Origin of the sequence: Janthinobacterium kumbetense (assembly GCF_023703445.1) — a bacterium.
GTDB lineage: Bacteria > Pseudomonadota > Gammaproteobacteria > Burkholderiales > Burkholderiaceae_D > Janthinobacterium > Janthinobacterium kumbetense.
On sequence record NZ_JAMQGR010000003.1, the window covers coordinates 162,008 to 186,216 of the forward strand.

Here is a 24,209-nt window from a genome sequence, read left to right on the forward strand (position 1 = left end):
AAAGCCCGGAAAGCTAAGCTTTCCGGGCTTTTTCAGTTTTCAGCCGATGCAATCAGCTTAGAACTTGTAGGAACCGCTCAGGTAGAACTGGCGGCCCAGGGCGCTCGAGTACGATGGGTTGTAGCCAATTTGATGCGAACCCGTGTTGCGCAGGGTGAACGGCGGATTGCGGTCGAACAGGTTCAGGATGCCGCCCGTGATTTCCACGTTCTTCATAGGACGGTAAGCCGTCTGGAAGTCGAAGGTGGTGTAGCTCGGCACTTCCAGCTGGATGCCATAGCATTCGCCAGGGCTGCCTGCGACGATCACGGCGCAATCGTCGACCGTCTGTTCCTTGTCCGTGTAGCCATTGCGGTAGCTGGCGCTCAGCGTATGCGTGAACTTGGCCGTCTCATACGAGGTGGTGGCGCGGATGATGTTGCGGAAGCTGACCTTGTCGTTCGAACCGTAGCGATTCAGGCTGGTTTCCCACTGATCATCGGTGCCCGGCGTCGTGTAGCGCGAACGCAGCAGGTAGGTACCCATCAGGCGGCTCGTCAGACGGCCGTCCAGCAACTTCATCTTGTGGGTGAAGTCGTAGTCGATACCGCGGTTTTCCACCTTGCCGATGTTAATCGGCAGCAGCTTGATGGCCAGCACGTCGAGGCCTGTCGAGGTGATGTGCTTGGTGGTGAACAGGTTGGCATACTTGGCTGGATTGTTGAAGATCAAGCCTTCGGAGACGGCCGTGACCTGGTCGCGGATTTCCACGTTCCACAGGTCGAACGACATCGACAGGCTGTCGATCGGCTCGAACACGGTACCGATGCTCCATTGCTTCGACGTTTCCGGCTTCAGTTCAGGATTGCCGCCCTGGAAGGCTTCGAATTGCTGGCGTCCAACGCCACTGCAATAGCTGGCCAGCGGGTGACCGCCCATGCCGTTTGCCGCCGTCAATGGGCATTGGTAGTTACCGCCCGTGACGCCCCAGTCTTCCAGCGGTCCGGCGATTTCCTGCATGCTGGCGGCGCGGAAGCCGGTGCCGGCAGCGGCGCGGAACATCAGGCTCTTGGTCGCGGAATACTTGCCGCTGATTTTCCAGGTGGTGGCGTTTTCTTTCTTGCCTACCGTCTTGCCCGTCAGCTTGTCGTCGATGGCGCCGATCTGGTCATAACGCACCGAACCGGTTACTTCCAGTTTTTTCGAAATCGGCAGCATCAGCTCGGCATAGGCGCCAGCGTTGTCGCGTGCGTATTCGCTGTCGACTTGCGCATTGTCAAACAGGATTTGCGCCTGCTTGGCGACATCCGCCTGTTGCATCTTGAACGAGGTGTTGCGGTAGTCGGCGCCCACGCCCAGCATGGCGGTGCCGCCCGGCAGCGAGAACACAGGGCGCGAAGCGCGGCCGTCGACGCCCTTCATTTCCACGGTTTGCGTGTTGTAGGTGCCGCTGAAGCCAGTACCGAGCAGGGCTTGACGCATGGTGTCCGGCATGGCGCCCACGGGGTAGGCGAACGGGTCGATAGTGCCGGCGTCGAGCAGGGCGTTGAACTTGTCGGACAGCGGGAAGCCGCTGACGTAGTCCTGCGTCTGCTTGTTTTTCGAGTACGTCACGGCCGTGTTGATATCCCAGCCGAATGCACTGCCTTCCACGCCACCGACGAGGTGGGTTGCCTTGTTGCCGTAGTCGTACACGCGGTTACCCATTTCGGACAGGCGGTACTTGGCGACGCCGCTCACAGCATTGGCCAGCTGCGACGGGCTCAACTGCGAGGCAATGTATTTGCTGAACAGGGGCGAATTCGGGGAAATGGAGAAATCGGCTGGGTACGGCGCGATGCTGGCCTTGATGCTCGCTTCGGTGTAGGCGAAGTCGTAGAAACCTTGCCAGCCGGTCTTGCCCAGCTTGACGGTACCCGAACTGAACAGCGAGTCGCGCTTCGATTCGGGATTGATTTCAATGGTCGACGGCGAGTCGAAATAGCAGTTGCCATCGCCGTAGAAGTCCATATTGCCAGGCGCGCACTTGCCGCCATGGGCCAGTGCATACGGATTGGCCAGGTTGACGGTATCGACGAATGGTTTTTTGGTTTCCGGGTTGATCACCACATTGCCGTTTGCATCGGTACGGTTGTAGGTGGCTGCGGCATTGGCTGCCGACGAACGCGAGGAACCGTTGATGAATTGCAGCGCCTTGCCGGTCTTCGGATCGTTGAAATTGATGATGCCGCTTTTCGCGAAGCTGCGCTGCGATGCTTTCAGCGATTTTTGTTCGTCGTGGCTGGCCGACACGAAGATGCTGTAGCCGTCTTCGTCGATATCGCCGAAGCCCTTGCTGATCGAAATCGAATTGCTGGCGCCGCCTTTTTCTTCAGGGCGCGAGTACTTGGCATTGATTTCCAGCGGCGATGTGCCTTTTTTCAGGATGAAGTTGACCACGCCGGCGATGGCGTCGGCGCCATACAGGGCCGAGGCGCCGTCCGTCAGCACTTCCACGCGCTCGATGGCCGACAGTGGGATCGAATTCAGGTCGATGGTGGTGCCGGAATTCGATGGCGCTAAGCGGCGGCCGTTCAGCAGCACCAGCGTGTAGGCTGCGCCGATATCGTGGATCGAGGCCGTGGTGACGCCACCGCCGCCGCCGCCCACCGAATCGGCGGCCACGGAGAAGCCCTGCATTGCAGGAATTTGCTGGATGAAATCGGTAACCGTGGTAACGCCGGTTTTCTTGATGTCTTTCTGGTTGAACGACTGCACCGGCAGCGACGCTTCGGAAGCGATGCGCTTGATGCTCGAACCCGTGACTTCCACGCGTTGCATGGTGCCATCTGTTGTTTCTTGCGCATACGCGGCGTGCATGCTCAGGGCCATGCCGCCTGCAAACATCAGGCGCAGCGACCGCGATATTACATTTTCTATCATCATCTGAAATTCCTTGTTATTGTGATAAAGATGGCATTTATTTTGAAATAACATGTTGCTTGCTGACAATTTATTTGCTTATTTCAAAATTGACCAACGAAAATTCTGTAAATTTTCTTGGGCCTCATCAAAACATTCACGATTCAGATTGTCAATTTCGTGCGGACTTTTTGGACGAAATGCAACATTTTCCTGTTTTTTTTATAATCCTTCAGCAATAAAATATCGTGAACCCTTGTCAGACTTGCTCAGATGCGTAAAATAAAACGGCGCACATCATCGCTGATGGCGCCGTCTTTGCTTCCGCTGGCAAATGCCTGCCAGCGCTGCCCGTCTGATCTCGTTTCCCGCAATTCCCCCTTAAAACGTATAGCTGCCGCGCAAGTACCAGGCGCGCCCGATCGGGTCCGTGTAGCGCGGGTCATAGCCTTTCTGGAACAAGGTGCCCTGGTTCGAGAACGGCGGTTCCTTGTCGAACAGGTTTTTCACGCCGGCCGTCAGCAGCAAGCCCTTCCACGCATAGCTGCCGGAGACGTTCAGCAGGCTGTAGGACGGCACATCGTGGCGGTACTGCGGATCCACCTGGTTCTGATCCGTGTAGCCGGACTTGAACGATTGCGACACGGTGGCGCCCCAGTTGCCCATGCGCCAGTTCAGCGCCGCCGTATGCTTCCAGCGGAAGACGGGATTGTTATCCGCGTAGCGGCCCACGTTGGCGATGAATTCGCCGCCGCGCTCGTTCTGGTAGTCATACTTGTGGGTCCAGGTGCCGTCGACCGACACGCTGAAATCGCCATACGCGCCGCGTCCCAGGCGCGCATTCAGGCTGACGTCGATGCCGTCGGTCTTCACTTCACCGAGGTTGTCGTTCAGGTCGAGGATGGCGTAGGGCGAACCGTCGGGATTGCGCAGGAACAAGGCCTTGTATTTTTCATAGTTGCCGTAGATCGATTGTTCGGGCAGGGACGAAATCTTGTCCTTCAAATGGATGTTCCAGTAATCGACGGCGACGGTGACTTCCTTGATGGGTTCGAGCACCAGGCCAAAGGCGAAGGTGGTGGATTTTTCCGGTTTCAGCTTTTCATTGCCGCCTTGCAGCTTGAATTGCTGCAAGTCGCAATCGCGCAGGGGATTGGCGCCCGGTTGCGGTACGCCTCCGGGGCACAGGATCGGGTCGTCGTAGCTATCGTTGGTATCGTTCTTCGACGGCGGCGCATTCTTTTCAAACAGCGTGGGCGCGCGGAAACCCGTGCTGGCCGAGCCGCGCAGCACCAGCGCGCTGCTGGCCTGGTAGCGCAGGGCCAGCTTCGGATTGGTGGTGCTGCCCACGTCGCTGTAATGGTCGAAGCGCGCGGCCAGCTGCACTTCCAGGTCCTTGATCAGCGGCAAGTTAACTTCGCCGAAGACGGCCTGGATCGTGCGTGAACCGCTCTTCGACAGCGAGCCGGACAGGCCTGAACTGGTGGCCTGGCCGGCGATGTCGCGGTTCACGTTGAAGTCGGCCTTTTCGCGCCGTACTTCGCCGCCGAGCGCAATCGCCAGCGGGCCGCCGGCCAGTTGCATCAGGTCGCGGCTGCCTTTGAGGTCGAAGCCCGTGGTGGTGACCTTGGCGTTCTGCACTTCGCCGCGCAGGGCGGTGCTGTCCAGATAAGTCTTGCCGGCCGCATCCTGCACGCCAAACGGGTTCAGGATGCCATTGAGCACGCCGGCGGCGAACGAGGCATCCTGCACATAGCCACCCGTAAATTTCTCCGACGATTTGCTGATCGCGTGGCTCAGCCCCGTCTTGTAATCCCAGCCCGCCAGTTCGCCTTCGAGAGCCAGCACCAGGCGGTCCGCCTTGCCGTCCGAATCGATCTGCCGCTGGCCCGCTTCCACGGGGCGCCAGTTGACGCTCAGGGGCTGGCCCGACAAGCCCGGCTGCGCCGGCACGCCGCCCGCCTTGCCCGGATAATATTTGCTGCTAATGGGCAAGATCAAGCCCGTTTGCGGCGGCGGCGCCGTGCGTGCTTTCACCTTGTTTTCCGAATGCAGATATTCCACCGTGGCCAGGTGGCCGCCACCGAGCTTGACGGCGCCCTTGCCGAAGAAGGCCACTTGCTCTTGCGCGGGCAGATCGTCGATCTGGCGCGTGTAATCCTGGCGGCAAGTGCCGTTGGCGGCCGCCACCGACAGCGGTGGCAGACAGCCGTTGGCCGCGTACGGATTGCCGGCCAGGCCCTTGCCGCCATTGGCCGCCGCATCGAAGTAGTTGCCAGGGAAGGTGGTGCCGCTGGTAAGCGACAGGCCCCGCTCGGGAATGATGCCGGTCTTGGAAAAATCGCGGTCCTGCGACGTGAGCACATTTTGCTTGTGGTAGTCGACCACGCCGAAAATATTGTAGCCGTCCGTGTCGAGCTTGCCGAAACCCGTCGACAGGTTGATGCGGTGCTCGCCGCCGCCCTTGTGTTCAGGCGCGACGACCTCGGCGGTGATATTCGTGACGTTGACGGAGCGCTTCGTGATGAAGTTGATGACGCCGCCGATGGCGTCCGTGCCGTAGATGGCCGAGGCGCCGTCGCGCAGCACTTCGACCCGTTCCAGGGCGGCGATGGGGATGATGTTCAGGTCGACGCTGGCGCCGTCATACGGATGGTTGGCGATGCGCCGGCCGTTGAGCAGGACCAGGGTCTTGTCGCCGCCCAGGCCGCGCAAGTCGGCGCTGGCCTGGCCGCCCGTGGGCAAGCCGCTGGTATTGCCGCCGACGGCATTGCCGCTGCCCATGCTGGACGCATTCGAGGGGATCTTGCTGAGCACTTCCTGGGCCGTCGTCAAGCCCTGTTTGGCAAAATCCTCGGCCTTGAAGATGGACAAGGGTGTCGCCGTTTCCGAGACGAGGCGCTTGATGGAGGAACCGGTGACTTCGACGCGTTGCATGCTGCTGGTATCGCTGACTTCTTGCGCCAGCACCTGCTGGCTGAGCAGGCCGGCGGCAAGGCCGCTGGCGCAGATCAAACGGATGGAACGGGACAAGCGTGTTTCTCTGATCATGTTCAAGACTCCTGGAAAAGCGGTTGGCTAGAAGGGCAAGAACGGCCGCGCTGGTTGGCGCACCGAGAACATTGAAAAGTATTTATATCTTTTCAAGAGATTCACTGTAATGAGCTGCAAAAGTCCTTGTCAACGTGGCAAACAGGTTTGTGTGCCTAAACAACGCAGTGCATCAGAGGTACTGATTTAGAACAAAGAAGGTGCATTTTGTGCCGCATTTTTGACGAGGCTGCCATCCCCCCTCGTGCGCAAAATAAAAAAACGCTCGCTGCAGTGCAGCTGGCGTTGGTGTGGATGGCATGGCGATAGTGACTTGTGCCTGCCGGATGTTCAGGCTGTGCGTGGCAGCCTGAGCGGACGCTGGAAGAAATTGTCGCTGGCGCCCAGTTTCGGCGTGGTCGACGAGAAACGGTCGTATTTGTCGTCACGCAAGGCGCCGGACAATTCCACCATCTTGATCACGGGCGCCAGCACTTCCAGGAACACGGCCGACACCTTGCTGTCGCCCCTGGCGGCTACATAGGTGGAATGGATGGAGCCGTCTTCCGTGCCCGACAACGATGGATTGTCGAGCTTGTCGCGGCAGTGTTCCGCGCCCACGGCCAGGCCCAGGGCGCCGACTTGTTTTAATATTTGCAATTATTTTAATGTTGCACCGCGCCGTATATTTTCCGTACTGCCATAAAAACTGTCGTCATTCGGTGCGGTAATGGTTACTGCCAAGTCGTTTTTTCATGGTGGCGACCGGTCTTTGTTGCGCTGCGGAAGATTTCCCCTGCACGGCAGGCAGCCGTGGCTGCCCGTCACGCCAGCACTGCGGCTTTTTGCCCGGGAACAAAATATGCGTTATCGTTACGCCTTTTTCCAGCGCGCCTGCATGCGGACGGGGCTGGCGATGAACAAGGCATAGATCTTGCGAGGATGGACTGGTTTTGGCGGTGGAATCCTGTATCCCAGGGGGAAGCCAGTACAAGCGCACCAATACGGTGCGACAGATAATCGAGATGAAGGGTATTACATGAAGTCACCATGGATGCGGCGCGTGGCGCTGCTCGCCTGCCTGGCCACCCTGCCGCTGGCGGCCGTTGCCGCCGATGCCCCCAGCGCCGCGGCCGCGCCGGTCAAAACCTTGCGCTATATCTTGCCGGCCGCCGAGACGGGCTTCGATCCGGCCACCGCGCGCGACCTGTATTCGAACCACATCACGCAGGCCGTCTTCGACACCCTGTACACCTATGATTACCTGGCGCGCCCCGTCAAGGTGGTGCCCGGCGCGGCCGCCGCCATGCCGGAAGTGTCCGCCGACGGCAAGACCTACACCATCCGCCTGAAAAAAGGCATCCTGTTCACGCCCGATGCGGCGTTCGGCGGCAAGGGCCGCGAACTGACGATGGCCGATTATGTGTATTCGTGGAAACGATTGTTCGACCCGCGCCTCGCTTCGCCGCACAGCTGGCTGTTCGAAGGCAAGGTAGTGGGGCTGGACGACCTGGCCAAGGAAGCGGCCAAGGCGAACAAGCTGGACTTCAACAAGAAGGTGGCCGGCCTGGAAATTCTCGACCCGTACACCTTGCGCATCACGCTGACCAAGACGGATTTCAACTTCCCCATGATCCTCGCCTACGTGCCGACGGCCGCCGTGGCGCGCGAAGTGGTGGACAAGTACGGCGACGTGAAGGGCGAAGTGGGTTCGAATCCCGTCGGCACCGGCTACTACACGCTCGGTGAATGGACGCGCGGCAACCGCATCGTCCTCAACCGCAACCCGCAGCACTTGCCGGAAACGTGGAATTTCATGGCCGGCGACGACCCGGACGACCAGCGCATCGTGCGCCAGATGCAGGGCAAGCGCATTCCTGCCATCGACCGCATCGAAATTTCCGTGATGATTGAAGACCAGTCGCGCTGGCTGTCCTTCCAGAGCGGCGGCACGGACGTGTTCTGGCTCGACGGCCCGCTGGCGCCGAAAGCATTGCTGAACGGCAAGCTGCGTCCCGAACTGGCGGAGAAGGGCGTGCAACTGTCGCGCTTGCTGGACCCGGAGATCAGCTATTACTACTGGAACATGGAAGACCCCACCCTCGGCGGCTTCAGCAAGGAAAAGATCGCGCTGCGCCGTGCCATTGCCATGGCGCACAATATCGATGAAGAAATCCGCATCATCTGGAATGGCCAGGCCAAGCGCCTCGACTATCCGATACCGCCCGGCGTCGTCGGCTACGATCCGCACTACAAGAGCCTGCTGCAATACGATCCCGTGCTGGCCAATAAATTGCTGGATAAATTCGGCTACAAGAAGGGCGCCGATGGCTGGCGCACTTTGCCTGACGGCAAGCCGCTCCTGATCCGCTACGCTTCGCGCAACGAAGCCAATGGCGTGCTGCAGGCGGAAATGTGGCGCAAGACGTACAACTCGCTGGGCATCCGCATGGAAAACGACCGCATGATCTTCTCCGACATCCTCAAGACGGAAAAGCAGTGCAAGATGCAGACGCGCACGGCGCCGTGGCTGGCCGATTATCCGGACGGCGACAACTTCATGCAGCTGTTCTACGGCCCGAACACGCACCAGAACAACAATGGCTGCTACCAGGACCCCGAGTACGATAAATGGTACGCGGCCAGCCAGGCCATGCCGGCCAGCCCCGAGCGCGACGAGCTGTTCCACAAGATGGCGCGCCGCCTGGAAGTCAATGCGGGCGCCTTGATCGGCTACGCGCGCTACCGCAACATGCTGGCGCAAAAGTCGGTGCAGGGCTACAAGAAGCACCCGATCCTGTTCCAGGAATGGGCGTACATGGATATCGACAGCACGGGCACGCCTGTGGCGCCTGTTGCCGATTCTGCTAAAAAATAAGCGCGGCTTATAACAACAAGGAATCATTATGTTTGCTTATATCCTGCGCCGCTTGTGGCAGATGCTGCCCACCATGCTGGGCGTCGTCCTGCTGGTGTTTATCCTGTTCAACTGGGTGGGCGGCGACCCCGCCTACATCCTGGCCGGCAAGATGTCGAGTGCGGAAAGCATCGCCAACATCCGCCGCCAGCTGGGCGTCGACCAGCCGTACTACGTGCAACTGTGGATCTTCATCAAGCAGATCGTCACGTTTGACTTCGGCCAGAGCTGGGCGACGGGGGAATCCGTGTCGCACATCATCACGTCGCGCCTGGGGCCGTCGATGATGGTGCTGATCCCGCTGACCGTGCTGGAAACGTTCTTTGGCGTGGCGCTGGCGCTGGCCATCGCTTTCGTGCGCGGCTCGCTGACGGACCGCGCCGTCATGATCGCCTGCACGGTAGGCATGTCGATTTCCATCCTCGTCTACATCATCGTCTTCCAGTACGGCTTCGCCTATAAACTGGGCCTGTTCCCCGTGCAGGGCTGGGGCGACAGCTTCTGGGAAAACCTGCTGCGCTATTCCACCTTGCCTATCCTGATCGGCCTGGCCGTGTCGATTGCGCCGACCCTGCGCCTGTTCCGCACCTTCGTGCTGGACGAGGCCAACCAGGATTACGTGCGCACGGCGCGCGCCAAGGGCTTGAAGGAAGGCCGCATCATGTGGGTGCACGTGCTGCGCAATGCCGGCATCCCCATCATTACCTATGTGATGTCGAACTTGCCGGCCCTGCTGATCGGCGCTTTCCTGCTCGAGCGCTTCTTCGGCATCCCCGGCATCGGGCGTGAAGTGATTCTGGCCGTCGAGCGCAGCGACTTTCCGGTGATCAAGGCGATCACCGTGTATGTCGCCGCCGCCACCATGCTCTTCAACCTGCTCACCGACCTGCTGTACCAGGCGGTCGATCCTCGCGTACAACTGAAGTAGAAAGAGACGATGTCGAAACCTCATACATCGCCCGGCCTGTGGGCCCTGGCGTGGCGCCGTTTGCGCGGCGACAAGATTGCAATGGTATCGCTGGCCGTGGTCGGCGCCTTTTTCCTGCTGGTGCTGGCTTCCGCCAGCGGCCTGGTTGCTTCGAACTGGGAAGACGAAGTGGCCGTCAGCTATGCGCCGCCCACCTTTGTCGGCGCCGACAAGGACGTCACCGCCGATGGCGCCATGCCCGTGACGGACGAGCGCAGCGCGCCGACACCCGTCAACGTGCTCGACCCGCTGGCCGACGATATCGCCGAACTGCGCGCCCAGATGGGCAGCAATCCATCGGCTGGCGTGGAAATGTACGGCGTCACGGACCCGCTGGCCGACGACTTGACGGCCTTGCGCGCCGGCATGGGCAAGGCCAAGAAACTCGTCACGCACAAGGCGGCAACCTTGCCGTTCGGCGCCGACAAGTGGGGCCACGACATCCTGCAGAAAACCGTCAAGGGCGGCGAGACGTCGATCGTCGTGGGCCTGGTGGCCGCCTTGCTGGCCGTCGTGCTGGGCACCATCTTTGGCGCCGTGTCCGGTTACTTCGGCGGCATCGTCGATGACTTCTTCAACTGGTTCTACAGCATCTTCACGTCGATTCCTTCGATCCTGATGATCTTGACGGTGGCGGCGGTGCTGCAACAGAAGGGCGTGCTGACCATCGTGCTGATCCTGGGGTTGACGGGCTGGACGGGGCCGTACCGCTTGATCCGCGCCGAATACATCAAGCACAAGGCGCGCGAGTACGTGATGGCGGCCGACGCCATCGGCGCCTCGCACTGGCGCAAGATGTTTTCCCACATCTTCCCGAACGTCAGTCACGTTGCCTTGGTACAAATGTCGATTCTGGTCGTGGGCTTCATCAAGGCGGAAGTGATCCTGAGTTTCCTCGGCTTTGGCGTGCCGGTGGGTACCGTCTCGTGGGGCAGCATGCTCAACGAGGCACAAAATGAACTGATCCTGGGCAAATGGTGGCAGTTGACAGCCGCCGCCACGGCGATGGCCGTGCTGGTGACGGCGTTCTCGCTGTTTACCGATGCCTTGCGCGATGCGCTCGACCCCAAAGTGAAATAGGAGTTGCTCATGGACCAGAATAACCTGTTGGAAGTGCGCGACCTGCGCGTCACTTTCCGCCTGGACAAGAAGACCACGTTCGAAGCCGTCAAGGGCATCTCGTTCAACGTGCCGCGCAACAGCACCGTCGCGCTGGTGGGCGAATCGGGCAGCGGCAAGTCCGTCAGCTCCCTGGCCGTGATGGGCTTGTTGCCGCCGGATAGCACCATCATCGATCCCGCTTCCAGCATCCACTTCGGCGGGCGCGACTTGCTGCAACTGTCGATCGCCGAGCGGCGCACCATGTGCGGCAAGGATATCTCGATGATCTTCCAGGAGCCGATGTCGTCCCTGAACCCCGTGTTCACGGTGGGTTTCCAGATCGCCGAAGTGTTGCGCCAGCACATGGGCATGAACCGCAAGCAGGCGCGCGCGCGCACCCTGGAATTGCTCGAGGAAGTGGGCATACCCGATCCTGCCACCAAGATCGACGCCTACCCGAGCCAGATGTCGGGCGGCCAGCAGCAGCGCGTGATGATCGCCATGGCGATCGCCTGCGAACCGAAGCTCCTGATCGCGGACGAGCCGACGACGGCGCTGGACGTGACGATCCAGAAGCAGATCATGGACTTGATCGCGGCGCTGCAAAAGAAACACCAGATGTCCGTGCTCTTCATTACCCACGACCTGGGCCTGGTGGGAGAAATCGCCGACCAGGTGATCGTCATGCGCCACGGCGAAGTGCGCGAGACGGGGGACGTGCAGCAAGTGTTTGAAGCGCCGCAAGACAGTTATACCAAGGCGCTGCTGCATTGCCGTCCGTCCCTGGACGAGCGTCCATGGCGTTTGCCCGTCATCGCCGATTATATGGATGGCAAGGCGGGTCCCGGCATCGAGGTGAAGCAGCGCACGCGCGGCTACACGCCGGGCGACGAGCCCGTGCTGGTGGTCAATAACTTGAGCAAAAGCTTTTATACGCGTACAGGCCTGTTCGGCAAGCGCGAATTCCAGGCCGTCAAGGATGTGTCGTTCACTTTGCCCCGCGGAAAAACGCTGGGCGTGGTGGGCGAGTCCGGTTCCGGCAAGACGACGGTGGGCTTGACCCTGCTGCGCCTGCACCAGGCGACGGGCGGCACGGCCATGTTCCACGGCAAGGATCTGATCGCCATGCCGAACAAGGAGTATTTGCCGTATAAACGCCGCATCCAGATCATCTTCCAGAATCCATATGCCTCGCTGAACCCGCGCTTCACGGTGGGACAGATCCTGCTGGAACCCATGCGCATCCACAAGATCGGCGCGACGGACCAGGAACGCATCGCCAAGGCCTACTGGCTGCTCGATAAAGTGGGCTTGCCGGAACAGGCTTTCCACCGCTATCCGCACGAGTTTTCCGGTGGGCAACGCCAGCGCATTGCCATTGCCCGCTGCCTGACGATGCAGCCGGAAATTCTCGTCTGCGACGAATCCGTGTCGGCGCTGGACGTGTCGGTGCAGGCGCAGGTATTGAACTTGCTGCAGGATTTGCAGGATGAATTCGGATTGTCGTACATCTTCATCTCGCACGATTTGTCCGTCGTCAAATACATCGCCGACCAGGTGATGGTGATGCACAAGGGGCAGGTGGTGGAACTGGCCGATTCGGATGAGCTGTACCGCAATCCCGTGCATCCGTACACGCGCACGTTATTAAGCGCCATACCGAAGGGCGTGCAAATATAACGTCTGTCAAAACCTGCTGCGCGTCGCGCTTTGCGGCCTGCGATGCTCGCCGTGCTCAAGCACGGTTGCGCTTCTTAGCCACAAATCACTGCCGCTCGCTACGGTTATGTCCGACGTTTAGGTCGGGCTTTTTACGGTAAGATAGCGGCCATGCCCAACCTCATTTACCTGCTCGAACATTACGGTGTCCTGATTGTCTTTGGCATCGTGCTGGTGGAGCAGCTCGGCCTGCCGATTCCCGCCTTTCCCATCCTCGTGGTGGCGGGGGCGCTGGCCGTCGATGGCGACATGAATGGGGGACTGGTGCTGGCCGCCGCGCTCAGCGCCTGCCTGATCAGCGACTTCACGTGGTTCCGCGCGGGCCGCCATTTCGGCAAGCGCATCCTGCGGCTGCTGTGCCGCATCTCGCTGTCGCCCGATTACTGCGTCAGCCAGACGGAAGACAAATTCAAGCGCTGGGGCCCGAAAGCCCTGATCGTCTCCAAGTTCGTGCCGGGATTCAATACCGTGGCCGCGCCCATGTCGGGCGCGCTGGGCACGCCGCCGGGCCTGTTCTTCCTGTACGCGGGCCTGGGCGCCTTGCTGTGGACCGGCACGGGCATCGTCGTCGGCGTGATTTTCCATGCCAGCGTGCAGCAGGTGCTCGACTTGCTCAGCACCATGGGCAGCACGGCCTTGCTGATGCTGGCCACCTTGCTGGGCTTGTTCCTGCTGTACAAATTCCTCGAACGCCGGCGTTTCCGCCAGGCCTTGCAGATCGAGCGCATCGGCATCGATGAATTGCTCGAACTCATAGAGCAGGGCGAAGAGCCGCTGATGGTCGACGCGCGCAGCGCCACGGCGCAGGCACTGGAGCCGGCCGTGCCGGGCGCCTTGTTCTTCAACGGCAAGGAACCGGTGCCCGCCATGATCGCCATGGACAAGGACCGCCACATCATTGTGTATTGCAGCTGCCCCAACGACGTGACGGCCGCGCAAGTGGCCAAGCTGCTGCACCAGCACGGCTTCCACCGGGCCAAGCCCCTGCATGGCGGCCTCGATGCGTGGAACGCCGCCTACCGCTCGGACCAGCCGGCGCCCGCCAGCCTGCTGGGCGAAGGCTTGCCCTCCTGATCCGGGTTGCCGCCGGCACGCCAGGCCGGCAATAAAACCCGCAGTAAAAACCGGTAGTAATAATACGAAAACACCTTTGCGGCGCGCCCAGGACGGCAGCGCCGCACCAGCGCCGCCGCGTACCAAGCGGCTTTGCGCAAACTCCGGCATACTCTGTTTTCAAGGTGATTCCTGCTGCTGTGCAGCATGCTTTTCGCGTGCCTGACGAGTGCAAGTACTTACTATAAATCATTGTTTCTAAGCAATTTTGACGCTGCCTGTTGCATTTGGAGTGGAACTACCAATAAAGGCTTGTTTTGATGTACTTAAACTACAAACTTTGCTTGCCTCCGGGCGCATTCATCCTTTAAGCTTGGCGTCCCATGCGTCCCACTTCATCATTTAAAATCATGAGCGCTTCGTCTTCTCCCGTACTGCCGACTTCCGCCTTCGCCGATGGACCGCGCCTGCTGGCCGACGTGGGCGGCACCAATGCCCGTTTCGCCCTGGAAGTGGCCGCCGGCCACATCACCCTGGTGGAAGTGTTGCCCTGTGCCGATTACCCGAGCCTGTCCGCCGCCCTGCAAGCCTACCTGGCCCTGCCGCATATCGCCGCGGCCGGCGGGCAAGCCGTGCGCCATGCCGTGATTGCCATCGCCAATCCCGTCGACGGCGATTTCCTCAGCATGACGAACCACCACTGGTCGTTCTCGATCCGCGCCATGCGCGAAGAGTGCGGTTTCACGACCCTGGACGTGGTCAACGATTTCACGGCCCTGGCGCGCGCCTTGCCGCAGCTGTCCAACGAGCAAAAGCACCAGGTGGGCGCGGGCACGGCCCGTCCGAACACGGCCATCGGCCTGATCGGCGCCGGCACGGGCCTGGGCGTATCGGGCCTGATTCCTTCGCATGGCGGCTGGATCGCCCTGCAAAGCGAAGGCGGCCACGTCAGCTTCGCGCCGTTCAACGAAGTGGAAGTGAGCATTCTGCAGTTTGCCTGGCGCGAATACGAGCATGTCTCGGCCGAGCGCCTGATTTCCGGCGATGGCCTGGAATTGATCTACCGCGCCCTGGCCGACCGCGCGGGCGTGCCGGCGGAAGACTTGCCGGCGGCGGAAATCACGCGCCGCGCGCTGGCTGGCGAGTCCCAGCTGTGCGACGACGTCATCGAAGCATTCTGCTGCATGCTGGGCACGGTGGCGGGCAACGTCGCCGTCACCCTGGGCGCGCTGGGCGGCATCTATATCGGCGGCGGCATCGTGCCGCGCCTGGGGGCGCGTTTCGACCGCTCCGGCTTCCGCGCCCGCTTCGAGCGCAAGGGCCGTTTCGCCAATTATGTCTCGCAAGTGCCGACCTTCGTCATCACGGCGCAGTACCCAGCTTTCCTGGGTGCATCGGCTATTCTCTCGGAGAAACTCGCCTCCCTGTGATATGCAGGGTGCGGGCGATGTGTCGCGCCAGGGCCGGGTAAAACGCGTGTTTTACCCGGTTTTGCGCTTTTCCGCTTTTTATCAGGTACAATTGGCATCGTTGGATGAAACGACGACTGTCGCTCTCCCGTCTGGCTGGTTCGCCGCCACGGGAAAAGCAGCTGCTCCGGAGTTCGTTTCATTGCTGGTTATTTAAGGCCAGCACCATGGATGGCAGGACTTTCACTGCATCCGCTTTAGTCCCGCTTTGCGCGCATCGGCCAAGGCGTCGGAAAAACAGCCTCAACTAGTAACCCAGCACGGCGTCATCATCGATGTCTGCCCTCTGTTACGTTGAAATGAACGTTTTTGATTTCTTTCTCTGCATACGAATTGCAACACACATCCGCACAGAATTGCTATGAATACAATTGAGGCTAAAAAAGTCCTCGAAACCGCGTTGCTGTGCGCTCGTGAATCGCTGACGATCCACAGCTTGAAGAAGCTGTTCGTCGATGCGGACGAGAATGGTCGCGTGCGTGGCGTCGGCGTCGGCGCCGACACGATCAAGCAATTGCTGGAAGAGTTGCGCGATGAGTGGGAAGGGCGCGGCATCGAGATCGTCAGTCTCGCTTCGGGCTGGCGCTTTCAAAGCCGTCCGGAAATGAAGATGTATCTGGACCGTTTGACGCCCGAGCGGCCGCCCAAGTATTCGCGGGCGACCCTGGAAACCCTGGCCATCATCGCCTACCGCCAGCCGGTGACGCGCGGCGATATCGAGGAGATTCGCGGCGTTGCCGTTAATTCGCAGACGATCAAGATGCTGGAAGACCGTGGCTGGGTCGATGCCATCGGTTACCGCGATGTGGTGGGACGGCCGGCCTTGCTGGCCACCACCAAGCAGTTTTTGGATGACCTGGGTTTGCATTCGCTGTCCCAGCTGCCGCCGTTGCAGCAAATCAGCGAAATGCAGGGCAATGGGCTGGAAGCCCTGGAAGCGGCCCTGCAAGAGAATTTTGACAAGGCAAGCAATGAGCTTGTCCCCCAGCTTGGTGCAGGTAGCAATACGGCTGTGACAGATGTAGATGTGACAGCAAGCCTTGATGCCGGCCCCGATGCTTCGCCCACGGACGAAGCCTACACTCACGACCCTGCGCCAGAACTAACGGTTGACGCTGCGCCAGGTCAGCACAGCCAAGAAACGAAGAATGAATAATCCGAACACACCCGAGACAGTAACCGCCAGCGACGAAGCCATCGTTGCCAAGCCCAAGCGCCGCACCAAGGCCCAGATCGAAGCCGATACGGCCGCTGCCGCCGCTGCAGGCGACACCGCCGCTGCCGCCGCTGCAGGCGACACCGCCGCTGCCAAGCCGAAGCGCCGCACGAAAGCCGACGTGGCTGCCGATGCGCCCGTCGTCGCCGCCGCTGCTGAAACTGAAGCGGCGCCAGCCGCCAAGAAAACCCGCGCCAAGCCAGCCCTGAAGGCCGTGGCCGACGCCGCCGAAGCGGCTGCCGAGGCGGTTGCCGCTCCGGCACCGCGTCCGCCGCGCGCCCGCGCCGCCGCCAAGGCCGCTGCCGCCGTCGCTGAAACGGCGCCGGAAGTCGTCGCCGACAAGCCGGCCGAAGCGCGCCCGACGCGCGGTCCGCGCCAGATGCGTGGCGTGCAGGCGGAGCGCGCGCTGCGCCAGCCGCCGCGCGCCGAAGCGCCGCAGGCAGCGGAAGCCGCCCCTGCCGCCGAGCAAGCTGCCGCGCCTGTCGCCGATGTGTTCGATGCCGAAGGCAACCTCGTGTCCGGCCCGCGCCTGCCGCGCGGTCCGCGCAACGACGTGCCGGGCGCCGGCAAGAATGCCGGCAAGAGCCGCAAGAAGGGCAAGGGCCGCCAGGCTGCGCCGGGCAAGCTCAGCGACGCTGATGCTGTCTTCTCGTTCGTCACTTCCGACGCGTTCGACAGCGAAGAAGGCGGCACGGGCCGCGTACAGAAAGCCGTCGTGCGCCGCGACCTGACGTCCGACGACGATGCGCCGAAGCTGCACAAGGTGCTGGCCGAAGCCGGTCTCGGTTCGCGCCGCGACATGGAAGACCTGATCATTTCGGGCCGCGTATCCGTCAATGGCGAACCAGCCCACATCGGCCAGCGCATCTTGCCGAGCGATCACGTGCGCATCAATGGCAAGTTGATCCAGCGTCGCGTCAGCAAGAAGCCGCCACGCGTATTGGTCTACCACAAGCCGGCCGGCGAAATCGTCAGCCATAATGACCCGGACGGCCGTCCATCCGTATTCGACCGCTTGCCGACCATGAAAGCCGGCAAGTGGCTGGCCGTTGGCCGCCTCGACTTCAATACGGAAGGCTTGCTGCTGTTTACCACCTCCGGTGACCTGGCCAACCGCCTGATGCACCCGCGCTACGGCATCGACCGCGAGTACGCCGTGCGTACCCTGGGCGAGCTGGAAGAGGGCATGCGCCAGAAACTGCTGGCCGGCGTCGAGCTGGAAGACGGCCTGGCGCAGTTCTCGAAGATCGCCGATGGCGGCGGCGAAGGCATCAACAAGTGGTACCGCGTGGTGATCGGCGAAGGCCGTAACCGCGAAGTGCGCCGCATGTTCGAAGCCATCGGCCTGACCGTTTCGCGCCTGATCCGTACCCGCTACGGCGCCATGACCTTGCCGAGCGGCCTGAAACGCGGCCGCTGGGAAGAGATGGATGAAAACACCGTGCGCGACCTGTTGACGGCCTACGGCATCGAAAAGAAAATGCCGGCATCGGGCGACCCCCGTGCCGCTGGCGCCGCCAAGGGCCGCGAAGCGCGCAAGGCCAGCCGCGATGACGAGCCGAATGGCAACCGCATCGATGTGAGCAACCGCAACGCCGATCCTTTCCCGGTCGCGCCGCGCCGTGGCCAGCCGCAAGGCCAGTTTGCCCGTCCGCAAGGCCAGGGTCGCCCAGGCGGCGCCGGCCGTCCAGGCGACGCGCGTGGTCCTGGCCGTGGTCAGCCGCAAGGTCCGTTCCAGGGTGGTCAGCCCCGCTCGTCGGCATCGTTCGAAGGCGCGCCGCAAGGCCAGGGCCGTCCGCCGCGTGCGGCAGGCCAGGGTCAAGGTCGTCCGGGTGGCGAAGGCCGCGCGCCGCAGCGCGGTCCGCGCCAGCCCGATCCGCTGCAAACGGCCTTCGGCTTCGCCAACACGGGTCCGCGCCGCAATACGGGTGGTGGTGCCGGTGGGCAACGTTCCGGTGGCCAGCCGCGTGGCGGCATGGATCGTGGCGGCATGGATGGCATGCCGCGCCGCCGCAGCAAAGGTTAATCGGGAAGAGTTTCTTCTTGCGCGCCCGCCGATCTGCCGCGGGTGCGCGCTCTTGTAACTGTTGTAAGCCGGGCCGCTCCGCGTGTGCGGCATTGCGGCGAAGTTAATAAGAGGTTATAATCTGCAGCCTAATAAAAGTTCTCCGCAGGGTTGTTTGGTGGGGAGTGCTTTCATCTGGTTGGGGAAATACAAGAAGATGGGCAGATGCCCATTTTTTTTTTGTTGAACCGTTTGTAATGGCTCCGCAAGGGGCCATATATGACTTGAATGCGTGTTTTTGCATGTTGTAGGCGCCCGATGTGGCGCTGTCATGCCGAAAACGGGCCTTATTTCTGGAGAATTTCTTGCAGCAGTTGGGATTAATTGAAAAGACAGTTACAGGTCTGGGCTATGAGCTCGTTGATGTCGAACGTGCCGAGCGCGGACTGCTGCGCGTCTTTATTGATTTCAGCGCCGCCGATGCCGCTGAAAAAGGTCCGATCACGGTCGAAGACTGTGCCACGGTGAGTCACCAGTTATCGCATGTGTTGACGGTAGAGAACGTTCCTTACGAGCGCCTCGAGATTTCTTCCCCGGGTCTGGATCGTCCGGTGCGCAAGCTGGAAGACTTTGTCCGTTTCGCAGGTCAGGAAATCATCGTCAAGCTGATGGTGGCGATGCCGGGTACGAACAACCGGAAATCGTTCCAGGGGATCTTGCAAGAACCCGTGGGCGATAAATTGTCGTTGGAATTTGAAGGTAAGGATGGTCCGGCGATGTTGGAGTTTACGCTCGCGGATGTGGATAAGGCACGCTTGGTGCCGCAGGTGGTTTTTAAGGGACGCAAAGCATGAGCCGCGAAGTTTTATTATTGGTTGACGCGCTGGCGCGCGAAAAAAACGTCGATAAAGATGTCGTCTTCGGCGCCCTCGAATTCGCGTTGGCGCAAGCCACGAAGAAACGGTATGAGGGTGAGGTAGACATCCGCGTTTCGATCGACCGCGAAACGGGCGAATTCGAATCGTTCCGCCGCTGGCACGTGGTGCCCGATGAAGCGGGCCTGCAATTGCCGGATCAGGAGATCCTGCATTTCGAGGCAAAAGAACAGATTCCGGATATCGAAGTCGATGACCACATCGAAGAACCGATCGAATCCGTCGAATTCGGCCGCCGTTTCGCCCAGGATACCAAACAGGTTGTCCTGCAGCGCGTGCGTGACGCCGAGCGCGAACAGATCCTGGTCGACTTCCTGGAGCGCGGCGACTCGCTCGTCACCGGCACCATCAAGCGCATGGAACGCGGCGACGCCATCGTCGAATCGGGCAAGATCGAAGCGCGTCTGCCACGCGACCAGATGATCCCGAAAGAGAATCTGCGTATCGGCGACCGCGTGCGTGCTTTCATCTTGCGCATCGACCGCAATATGCGCGGCCCGCAAGTGATTTTGTCGCGTACCGCGCCAGACTTCATCATGAAGCTGTTTGAACTGGAAGTGCCGGAAATCGAGCAAGGCATGCTGGAAATCAAATCCGCAGCCCGCGATGCCGGCGTCCGCGCCAAGATCGCCGTCTACACGGCCGACAAGCGCATCGACCCGATCGGTACTTGCGTCGGCATGCGCGGTTCGCGCGTGCAGGCCGTGACCGGCGAACTCGGCGGCGAACGTGTCGATATCGTGCTGTGGTCGGAAGATCCGGCGCAGTTCGTCATCGGCGCCCTGGCGCCGGCGAACGTGTCGTCGATCATGGTCGATGAAGAAAAACACGCGATGGATGTCGTCGTGGATGAAGAAAACCTGGCAATCGCGATCGGCCGTTCCGGCCAGAACGTGCGCCTGGCCTCGGACCTGACCGGCTGGAAGATCAACATCATGACGGCCGAAGAATCGGCTGACAAAGCTGCCCAGGAAACGGCTGCCGTGCGCATCCTGTTCATGGAAAAGCTCGATGTCGACCAGGAAGTGGCCGATATTCTGGTGGAAGAAGGTTTCGCCAGTCTGGAAGAAATCGCTTACGTGCCAATTTCCGAAATGCTGGAAATCGAATCGTTTGACGAAGATACCGTCAATGAACTCCGTACCCGTGCGCGTGATGCGCTCGTGACCGAAGCGATTGCTTCGGAAGAGGGTCTGGAAGGCATGGACGAGGCGTTGGTCGGTCTGGAAGGCATGGACCGCATTACCGCCGGCAAGCTGGGTCTGGCTGGTATCAAGACCGTTGAAGCATTTGCAGCACTGGCATACGACGAATTTGGCGCAATCCTGGCCTTGTCTGCGGACCGTGCGCGTGAACTGATTACAAGTGAATTTAAAGATGTGACCGACGATGAGATGAAGTTGGTTGACTCGAAATACGACGATCGTGCCAAGGCGTTGCAAGCCAAGGCATGGAGTCTGGCCGAATCCGCAAAGGCTTAATTTGAGTATCTTTATCATCTCCGCGACACATAGAAAAGAGGACTGAATGGCGAGTAACAACGTAGCCCAATTTGCCACCGAACTGAAGATGCCTGCAGATTTGCTGCTGACGCAGCTGCGTTCTGCCGGCGTCGAGAAAAGTTCGACGTCAGATCCATTGTCGAAAGATGATAAGGACAAGCTTTTGGATCATCTGCGCCGCACACACGGCGCAGCGGCTGACACAGAAAAGAAGAAAATCACCGTGACCCGCAAGGAAACGACTGAAATCAAGCAAGCTGACGCCACCGGCAAATCGCGCACCATCCAGGTGGAAGTGCGCAAGAAACGCACTTTCGTCCAGCGTGACGAAGCTGCGCCGGTCGCAGCTGAACCGGTCGCGCCTGCCGCACCGGTGATCGATCCCGCCGACGTGGCGCGCCGTGAAGAAGAAGCCCGTAAACAGGCTGAACTGATCGCCCGTCAGGAAGCCGATCTGCGCGAAAAGCAAGAACGTCTGGCCAAGCTCGACGCGGAAAAAGAAGCCCAGGCGAAAGCCACGCAACAGGCTGAATTGGCTGCGAAGAAAGAAGCTGAAGCGGAAGCGAAGAAAGCGGCCGCCAAGGCTGCCGCTGCTCCTGCCGCCAGCGCCGCTGCGCCTGTCGTTGACGATGCCGCCGCCGAAGCGAAAAAAGCTGCTGCCGCTGAAGAAGCGAAGAAGAAAGCCGCCGCCGCTGCTGTTGCCGCCAAGGAAGCCGCTGACAAAGCGGAAGCCACCGAGCGTGCACGCAAGGCCGTAGCCGACGAAGTCGCCCAGATCAAGGCCATGATGAACGCGCCACGTCGCGCCATCAAGGCTCCTGAGCCTGCACCGGTACCGGTCAAGCCGAAGGCGCCGGAAGGCACGCTGCACAAGCCTGCTGACAAGAAACCTGGCGACAAGCCGGGCGACAAGAAGCCTGCTGTTGCAGATAAGAAATCCATCAAGTCGGCGAATGTGTCGTCCACCTGGTCCGATGACGCGAAAAAACGCGGCACCACCGGTGGTCCTAAACCACGCGGCAACAGCGGCCCAGGCGGCCGTGACAGCTGGCGCGGTGGCGCGAAGGGCCGTCGCCCGACGCACCATGACGACCGTGAATCGAACTTCCAGGCGCCTACGGAAGCCGTCGTCAAGGACGTGCACGTACCGGAAACGATCACCGTGGCCGAATTGGCGCACAAAATGTCCGTCAAGGCATCCGAAGTCATCAAGCATTTGATGAAATTGGGCCAGATGTGCACGATCAACCAGGTGCTGGACCAGGAAACCGCCATGATTTTGGTGGAAGAAATGGGCCACAAGGCGTTCGCCGCCGAACTGGACGATCCGGAAGCGCTGCTGGCCGATGTGGGCGAACACGCGCACTTCGAAACCAAGCCACGCGCACCGGTGGTCACCGTCATGGGTCACGTCGACCACGGCAAGACCTCGCTGCTGGACTATATTCGTCGCGCCAAGGTTGCTTCCGGCGAAGCGGGTGGCATTACGCAGCATATCGGCGCTTACCACGTCGATACGCCACGCGGCATGATCACCTTCCTCGACACCCCGGGTCACGAAGCGTTTACCGCAATGCGTGCCCGTGGCGCCAAGGCAACCGACATCGTCATTCTGGTGGTTGCCGCCGACGATGGCGTGATGCCGCAAACGAAAGAAGCGATTGCCCATGCGAAAGCAGCCGGCGTACCGCTGGTCGTGGCGATCAACAAGGTCGACAAACCAGGCGGCAACGTTGACCGCGTGACGCAGGAACTGGTCGCCGAACAAGTCGTGCCGGAAGAATACGGTGGCGAATCGCCATTCGTGCCGGTGTCGGCAAAAACGGGTCAGGGTATCGACGACCTGCTGGAACAAGTGCTGTTGCAAGCCGAAGTGCTGGAATTGACGGCACCGGTCGAAGCGCCTGCGCGCGGCCTGGTAGTCGAGGCGCGTCTGGACAAGGGCCGTGGTCCTGTCGCGACGATCCTGGTGCAGTCCGGTACCTTGCGCCGCGGCGACGTGATCCTGGCTGGCTCTTCGTATGGCCGTGTTCGCGCCATGCTGGACGAGAACGGCAAAGCCATCGCTGAAGCGGGTCCTTCGATTCCGGTCGAAATCCAGGGCCTGACGGAAGTGCCGGTTGCCGGTGAAGAAGTCGTCGTCATGGCTGACGAGCGCAAGGCGCGTGAAATCGGTCTGTTCCGTCAAGGTAAGTTCCGCGACGTGAAACTGGCGAAACAGCAAGCTGCGAAACTGGAAAACATGTTCGACCAGATGGCCGAAGGCGAAGTGAAAAACTTGCCATTGATCATCAAAACCGACGTGCAAGGTTCGCAAGAAGCGCTGGTCGGTTCGCTGCAGAAGCTGTCGACCTCCGAAGTGCGCGTACAAGTGGTACACGCTGCCGTCGGCGGCATCACGGAATCGGACGTCAACCTGGCAGTCGCCTCGAAAGCGGTCATCATCGGCTTCAACGCCCGTGCTGATGCCCAGGCACGCAAGCTGGCCGAGTCGAATGGCGTGGACATTCGCTACTACAACATCATTTACGATGCGATCGACGAGATCAAATCGGCGTTGTCGGGCATGTTGGCACCAGAGAAACGCGAAACGGTCATCGGCCAGGTCGAGATCCGCCAGGTTATCCTGGTCTCGAAAGTGGGCGCGATTGCCGGTTGCCTGGTCACCGATGGCGTGGTCAAGCGTGCTTCTTCCGTCCGCCTGTTGCGCAACAACATCGTGGTGTGGAGCGGCGAGATCGACTCCCTGAAACGCTTCAAGGACGATGCGAAAGAAGTTCGCTCCGGTCTGGAGTGCGGCCTGTCGCTGAAGAACTACAACGACATTCAGGTTGGCGACACGCTGGAAGTGTTCGAAGTCCAGGAAATCGCTCGTACCCTGTAATCACAGCAGTAATGGCGCGGACATATCTTTGTCCGCGCAAACACGTGGGGCGCATTGGTCAACGGGCAACCGTTTGACCCATGCGCCCTGCGGCACTTAGGACAGCATAAAATCATGGCTAAACATAGCAAAACCATGCCAGCGCGCGGCTTGCGCGTGGCCGACCAGATCCAGCGCGATCTGGCAGAAATCGTCGCCTACGAATTGAAAGACCCGCGCGTCGGCACGATGATCACCATCACCGAAGTGCAGATCACGCCCGATTACGCGCACGCCAAGGTGTTTTTCACGATGTTGAAAGACAGCAAGGAAGCCATCAAGAACACCACCGAAGGCTTGATGGCCGCGGCCGGCTTCATCCGTGGCTTGCTGGGCAAGCGCCTGCACATCCACACCTTGCCGATGTTGCATTTCGTGCACGACAGCTCGACCTCGCGCGGCATGGAAATGTCCTTGCTGATCGACAAGGCCAACGCCACGCGCGCGGCCGACGCCGAGCCGGACGCGAAACCCGAGACGGACGAGCAATAA

General features: G+C 60.7%; 15 protein-coding genes. 12 read left to right on the forward strand and 3 right to left on the reverse strand.

Features of this window, described 5'->3' with window-relative positions:
• Positions 1 to 57 precede the first annotated feature (57 nt).
• From NCG91_RS11640 to NCG91_RS11650, 3 genes are all read right to left on the reverse strand, one after another.
• The gene (locus tag NCG91_RS11640) at positions 58 to 2,904 is read right to left on the reverse strand and encodes a TonB-dependent receptor (RefSeq protein WP_251349811.1); all 2,847 of its coding nucleotides are present in this window, start codon (positions 2,902 to 2,904) and stop codon (positions 58 to 60) included.
• 357 nt (positions 2,905 to 3,261) lie between these two features.
• Positions 3,262 to 5,931: a TonB-dependent receptor gene (locus NCG91_RS11645; protein ID WP_251349812.1), complete on the reverse strand. Its 2,670-nt coding sequence runs from the start codon at positions 5,929 to 5,931 to the stop codon at positions 3,262 to 3,264.
• A 330-nt stretch (positions 5,932 to 6,261) separates the two neighbouring features.
• A complete protein-coding gene (locus NCG91_RS11650) occupies positions 6,262 to 6,570 on the reverse strand; it encodes a hypothetical protein (protein WP_251349813.1) in 309 nt (102 codons plus the stop codon).
• 379 nt (positions 6,571 to 6,949) lie between these two features.
• Here NCG91_RS11650 and NCG91_RS11655 point away from each other — a divergent pair, with 379 nt between their 5' ends.
• The 12 genes from NCG91_RS11655 to rbfA all read left to right on the forward strand — a co-directional run bounded on the left by NCG91_RS11655 (position 6,950) and on the right by rbfA (position 24,209).
• Entirely contained in the window at positions 6,950 to 8,788 is a 1,839-nt protein-coding gene (locus NCG91_RS11655) for an ABC transporter substrate-binding protein (protein ID WP_251349814.1), read from the forward strand.
• A 28-nt stretch (positions 8,789 to 8,816) separates the two neighbouring features.
• Positions 8,817 to 9,755 carry an ABC transporter permease gene (locus NCG91_RS11660; protein ID WP_034782513.1) on the forward strand — a complete coding sequence of 313 codons (939 nt, stop codon included), beginning with the start codon at positions 8,817 to 8,819 and terminating at the stop codon, positions 9,753 to 9,755.
• A gap of 9 nt (positions 9,756 to 9,764) precedes the next feature.
• On the forward strand, positions 9,765 to 10,874 hold the full coding sequence (locus NCG91_RS11665) for an ABC transporter permease (RefSeq protein WP_251349815.1): 1,110 nt from the start codon (positions 9,765 to 9,767) through the stop codon (positions 10,872 to 10,874).
• 9 nt (positions 10,875 to 10,883) lie between these two features.
• Positions 10,884 to 12,575, forward strand: a complete 1,692-nt coding sequence (locus NCG91_RS11670) for an ABC transporter ATP-binding protein (protein ID WP_251349816.1) — start codon at positions 10,884 to 10,886, stop codon at positions 12,573 to 12,575.
• A 150-nt stretch (positions 12,576 to 12,725) separates the two neighbouring features.
• Positions 12,726 to 13,688, forward strand: coding sequence for a VTT domain-containing protein (locus NCG91_RS11675; protein ID WP_251349817.1), 963 nt, complete (start codon positions 12,726 to 12,728; stop codon positions 13,686 to 13,688).
• Between the two features lie 389 nt (positions 13,689 to 14,077).
• A complete protein-coding gene (locus NCG91_RS11680) occupies positions 14,078 to 15,097 on the forward strand; it encodes a glucokinase (protein ID WP_035825187.1) in 1,020 nt (339 codons plus the stop codon).
• A 400-nt stretch (positions 15,098 to 15,497) separates the two neighbouring features.
• Positions 15,498 to 16,292, forward strand: a complete 795-nt coding sequence (gene scpB / locus NCG91_RS11685; RefSeq protein ID WP_077400306.1) for an SMC-Scp complex subunit ScpB — start codon at positions 15,498 to 15,500, stop codon at positions 16,290 to 16,292.
• Entirely contained in the window at positions 16,285 to 18,378 is a 2,094-nt protein-coding gene (gene rluB, locus NCG91_RS11690; RefSeq protein ID WP_251349818.1) for a 23S rRNA pseudouridine(2605) synthase RluB, read from the forward strand. The genes scpB and rluB overlap by 8 nt, the downstream gene beginning before the upstream one ends.
• Positions 18,379 to 18,722: 344 nt before the next feature.
• Entirely contained in the window at positions 18,723 to 19,211 is a 489-nt protein-coding gene (gene rimP / locus NCG91_RS11695) for a ribosome maturation factor RimP (protein ID WP_035828693.1), read from the forward strand.
• Positions 19,208 to 20,773, forward strand: a complete 1,566-nt coding sequence (gene nusA / locus NCG91_RS11700) for a transcription termination factor NusA (protein ID WP_077400312.1) — start codon at positions 19,208 to 19,210, stop codon at positions 20,771 to 20,773. Before rimP ends, nusA begins: the two co-directional genes overlap by 4 nt.
• Positions 20,774 to 20,819: 46 nt before the next feature.
• The gene (gene infB / locus NCG91_RS11705) at positions 20,820 to 23,678 is read left to right on the forward strand and encodes a translation initiation factor IF-2 (protein ID WP_251349819.1); all 2,859 of its coding nucleotides are present in this window, start codon (positions 20,820 to 20,822) and stop codon (positions 23,676 to 23,678) included.
• 114 nt (positions 23,679 to 23,792) lie between these two features.
• On the forward strand, positions 23,793 to 24,209 hold the full coding sequence (rbfA, locus tag NCG91_RS11710) for a 30S ribosome-binding factor RbfA (RefSeq protein WP_099665290.1): 417 nt from the start codon (positions 23,793 to 23,795) through the stop codon (positions 24,207 to 24,209).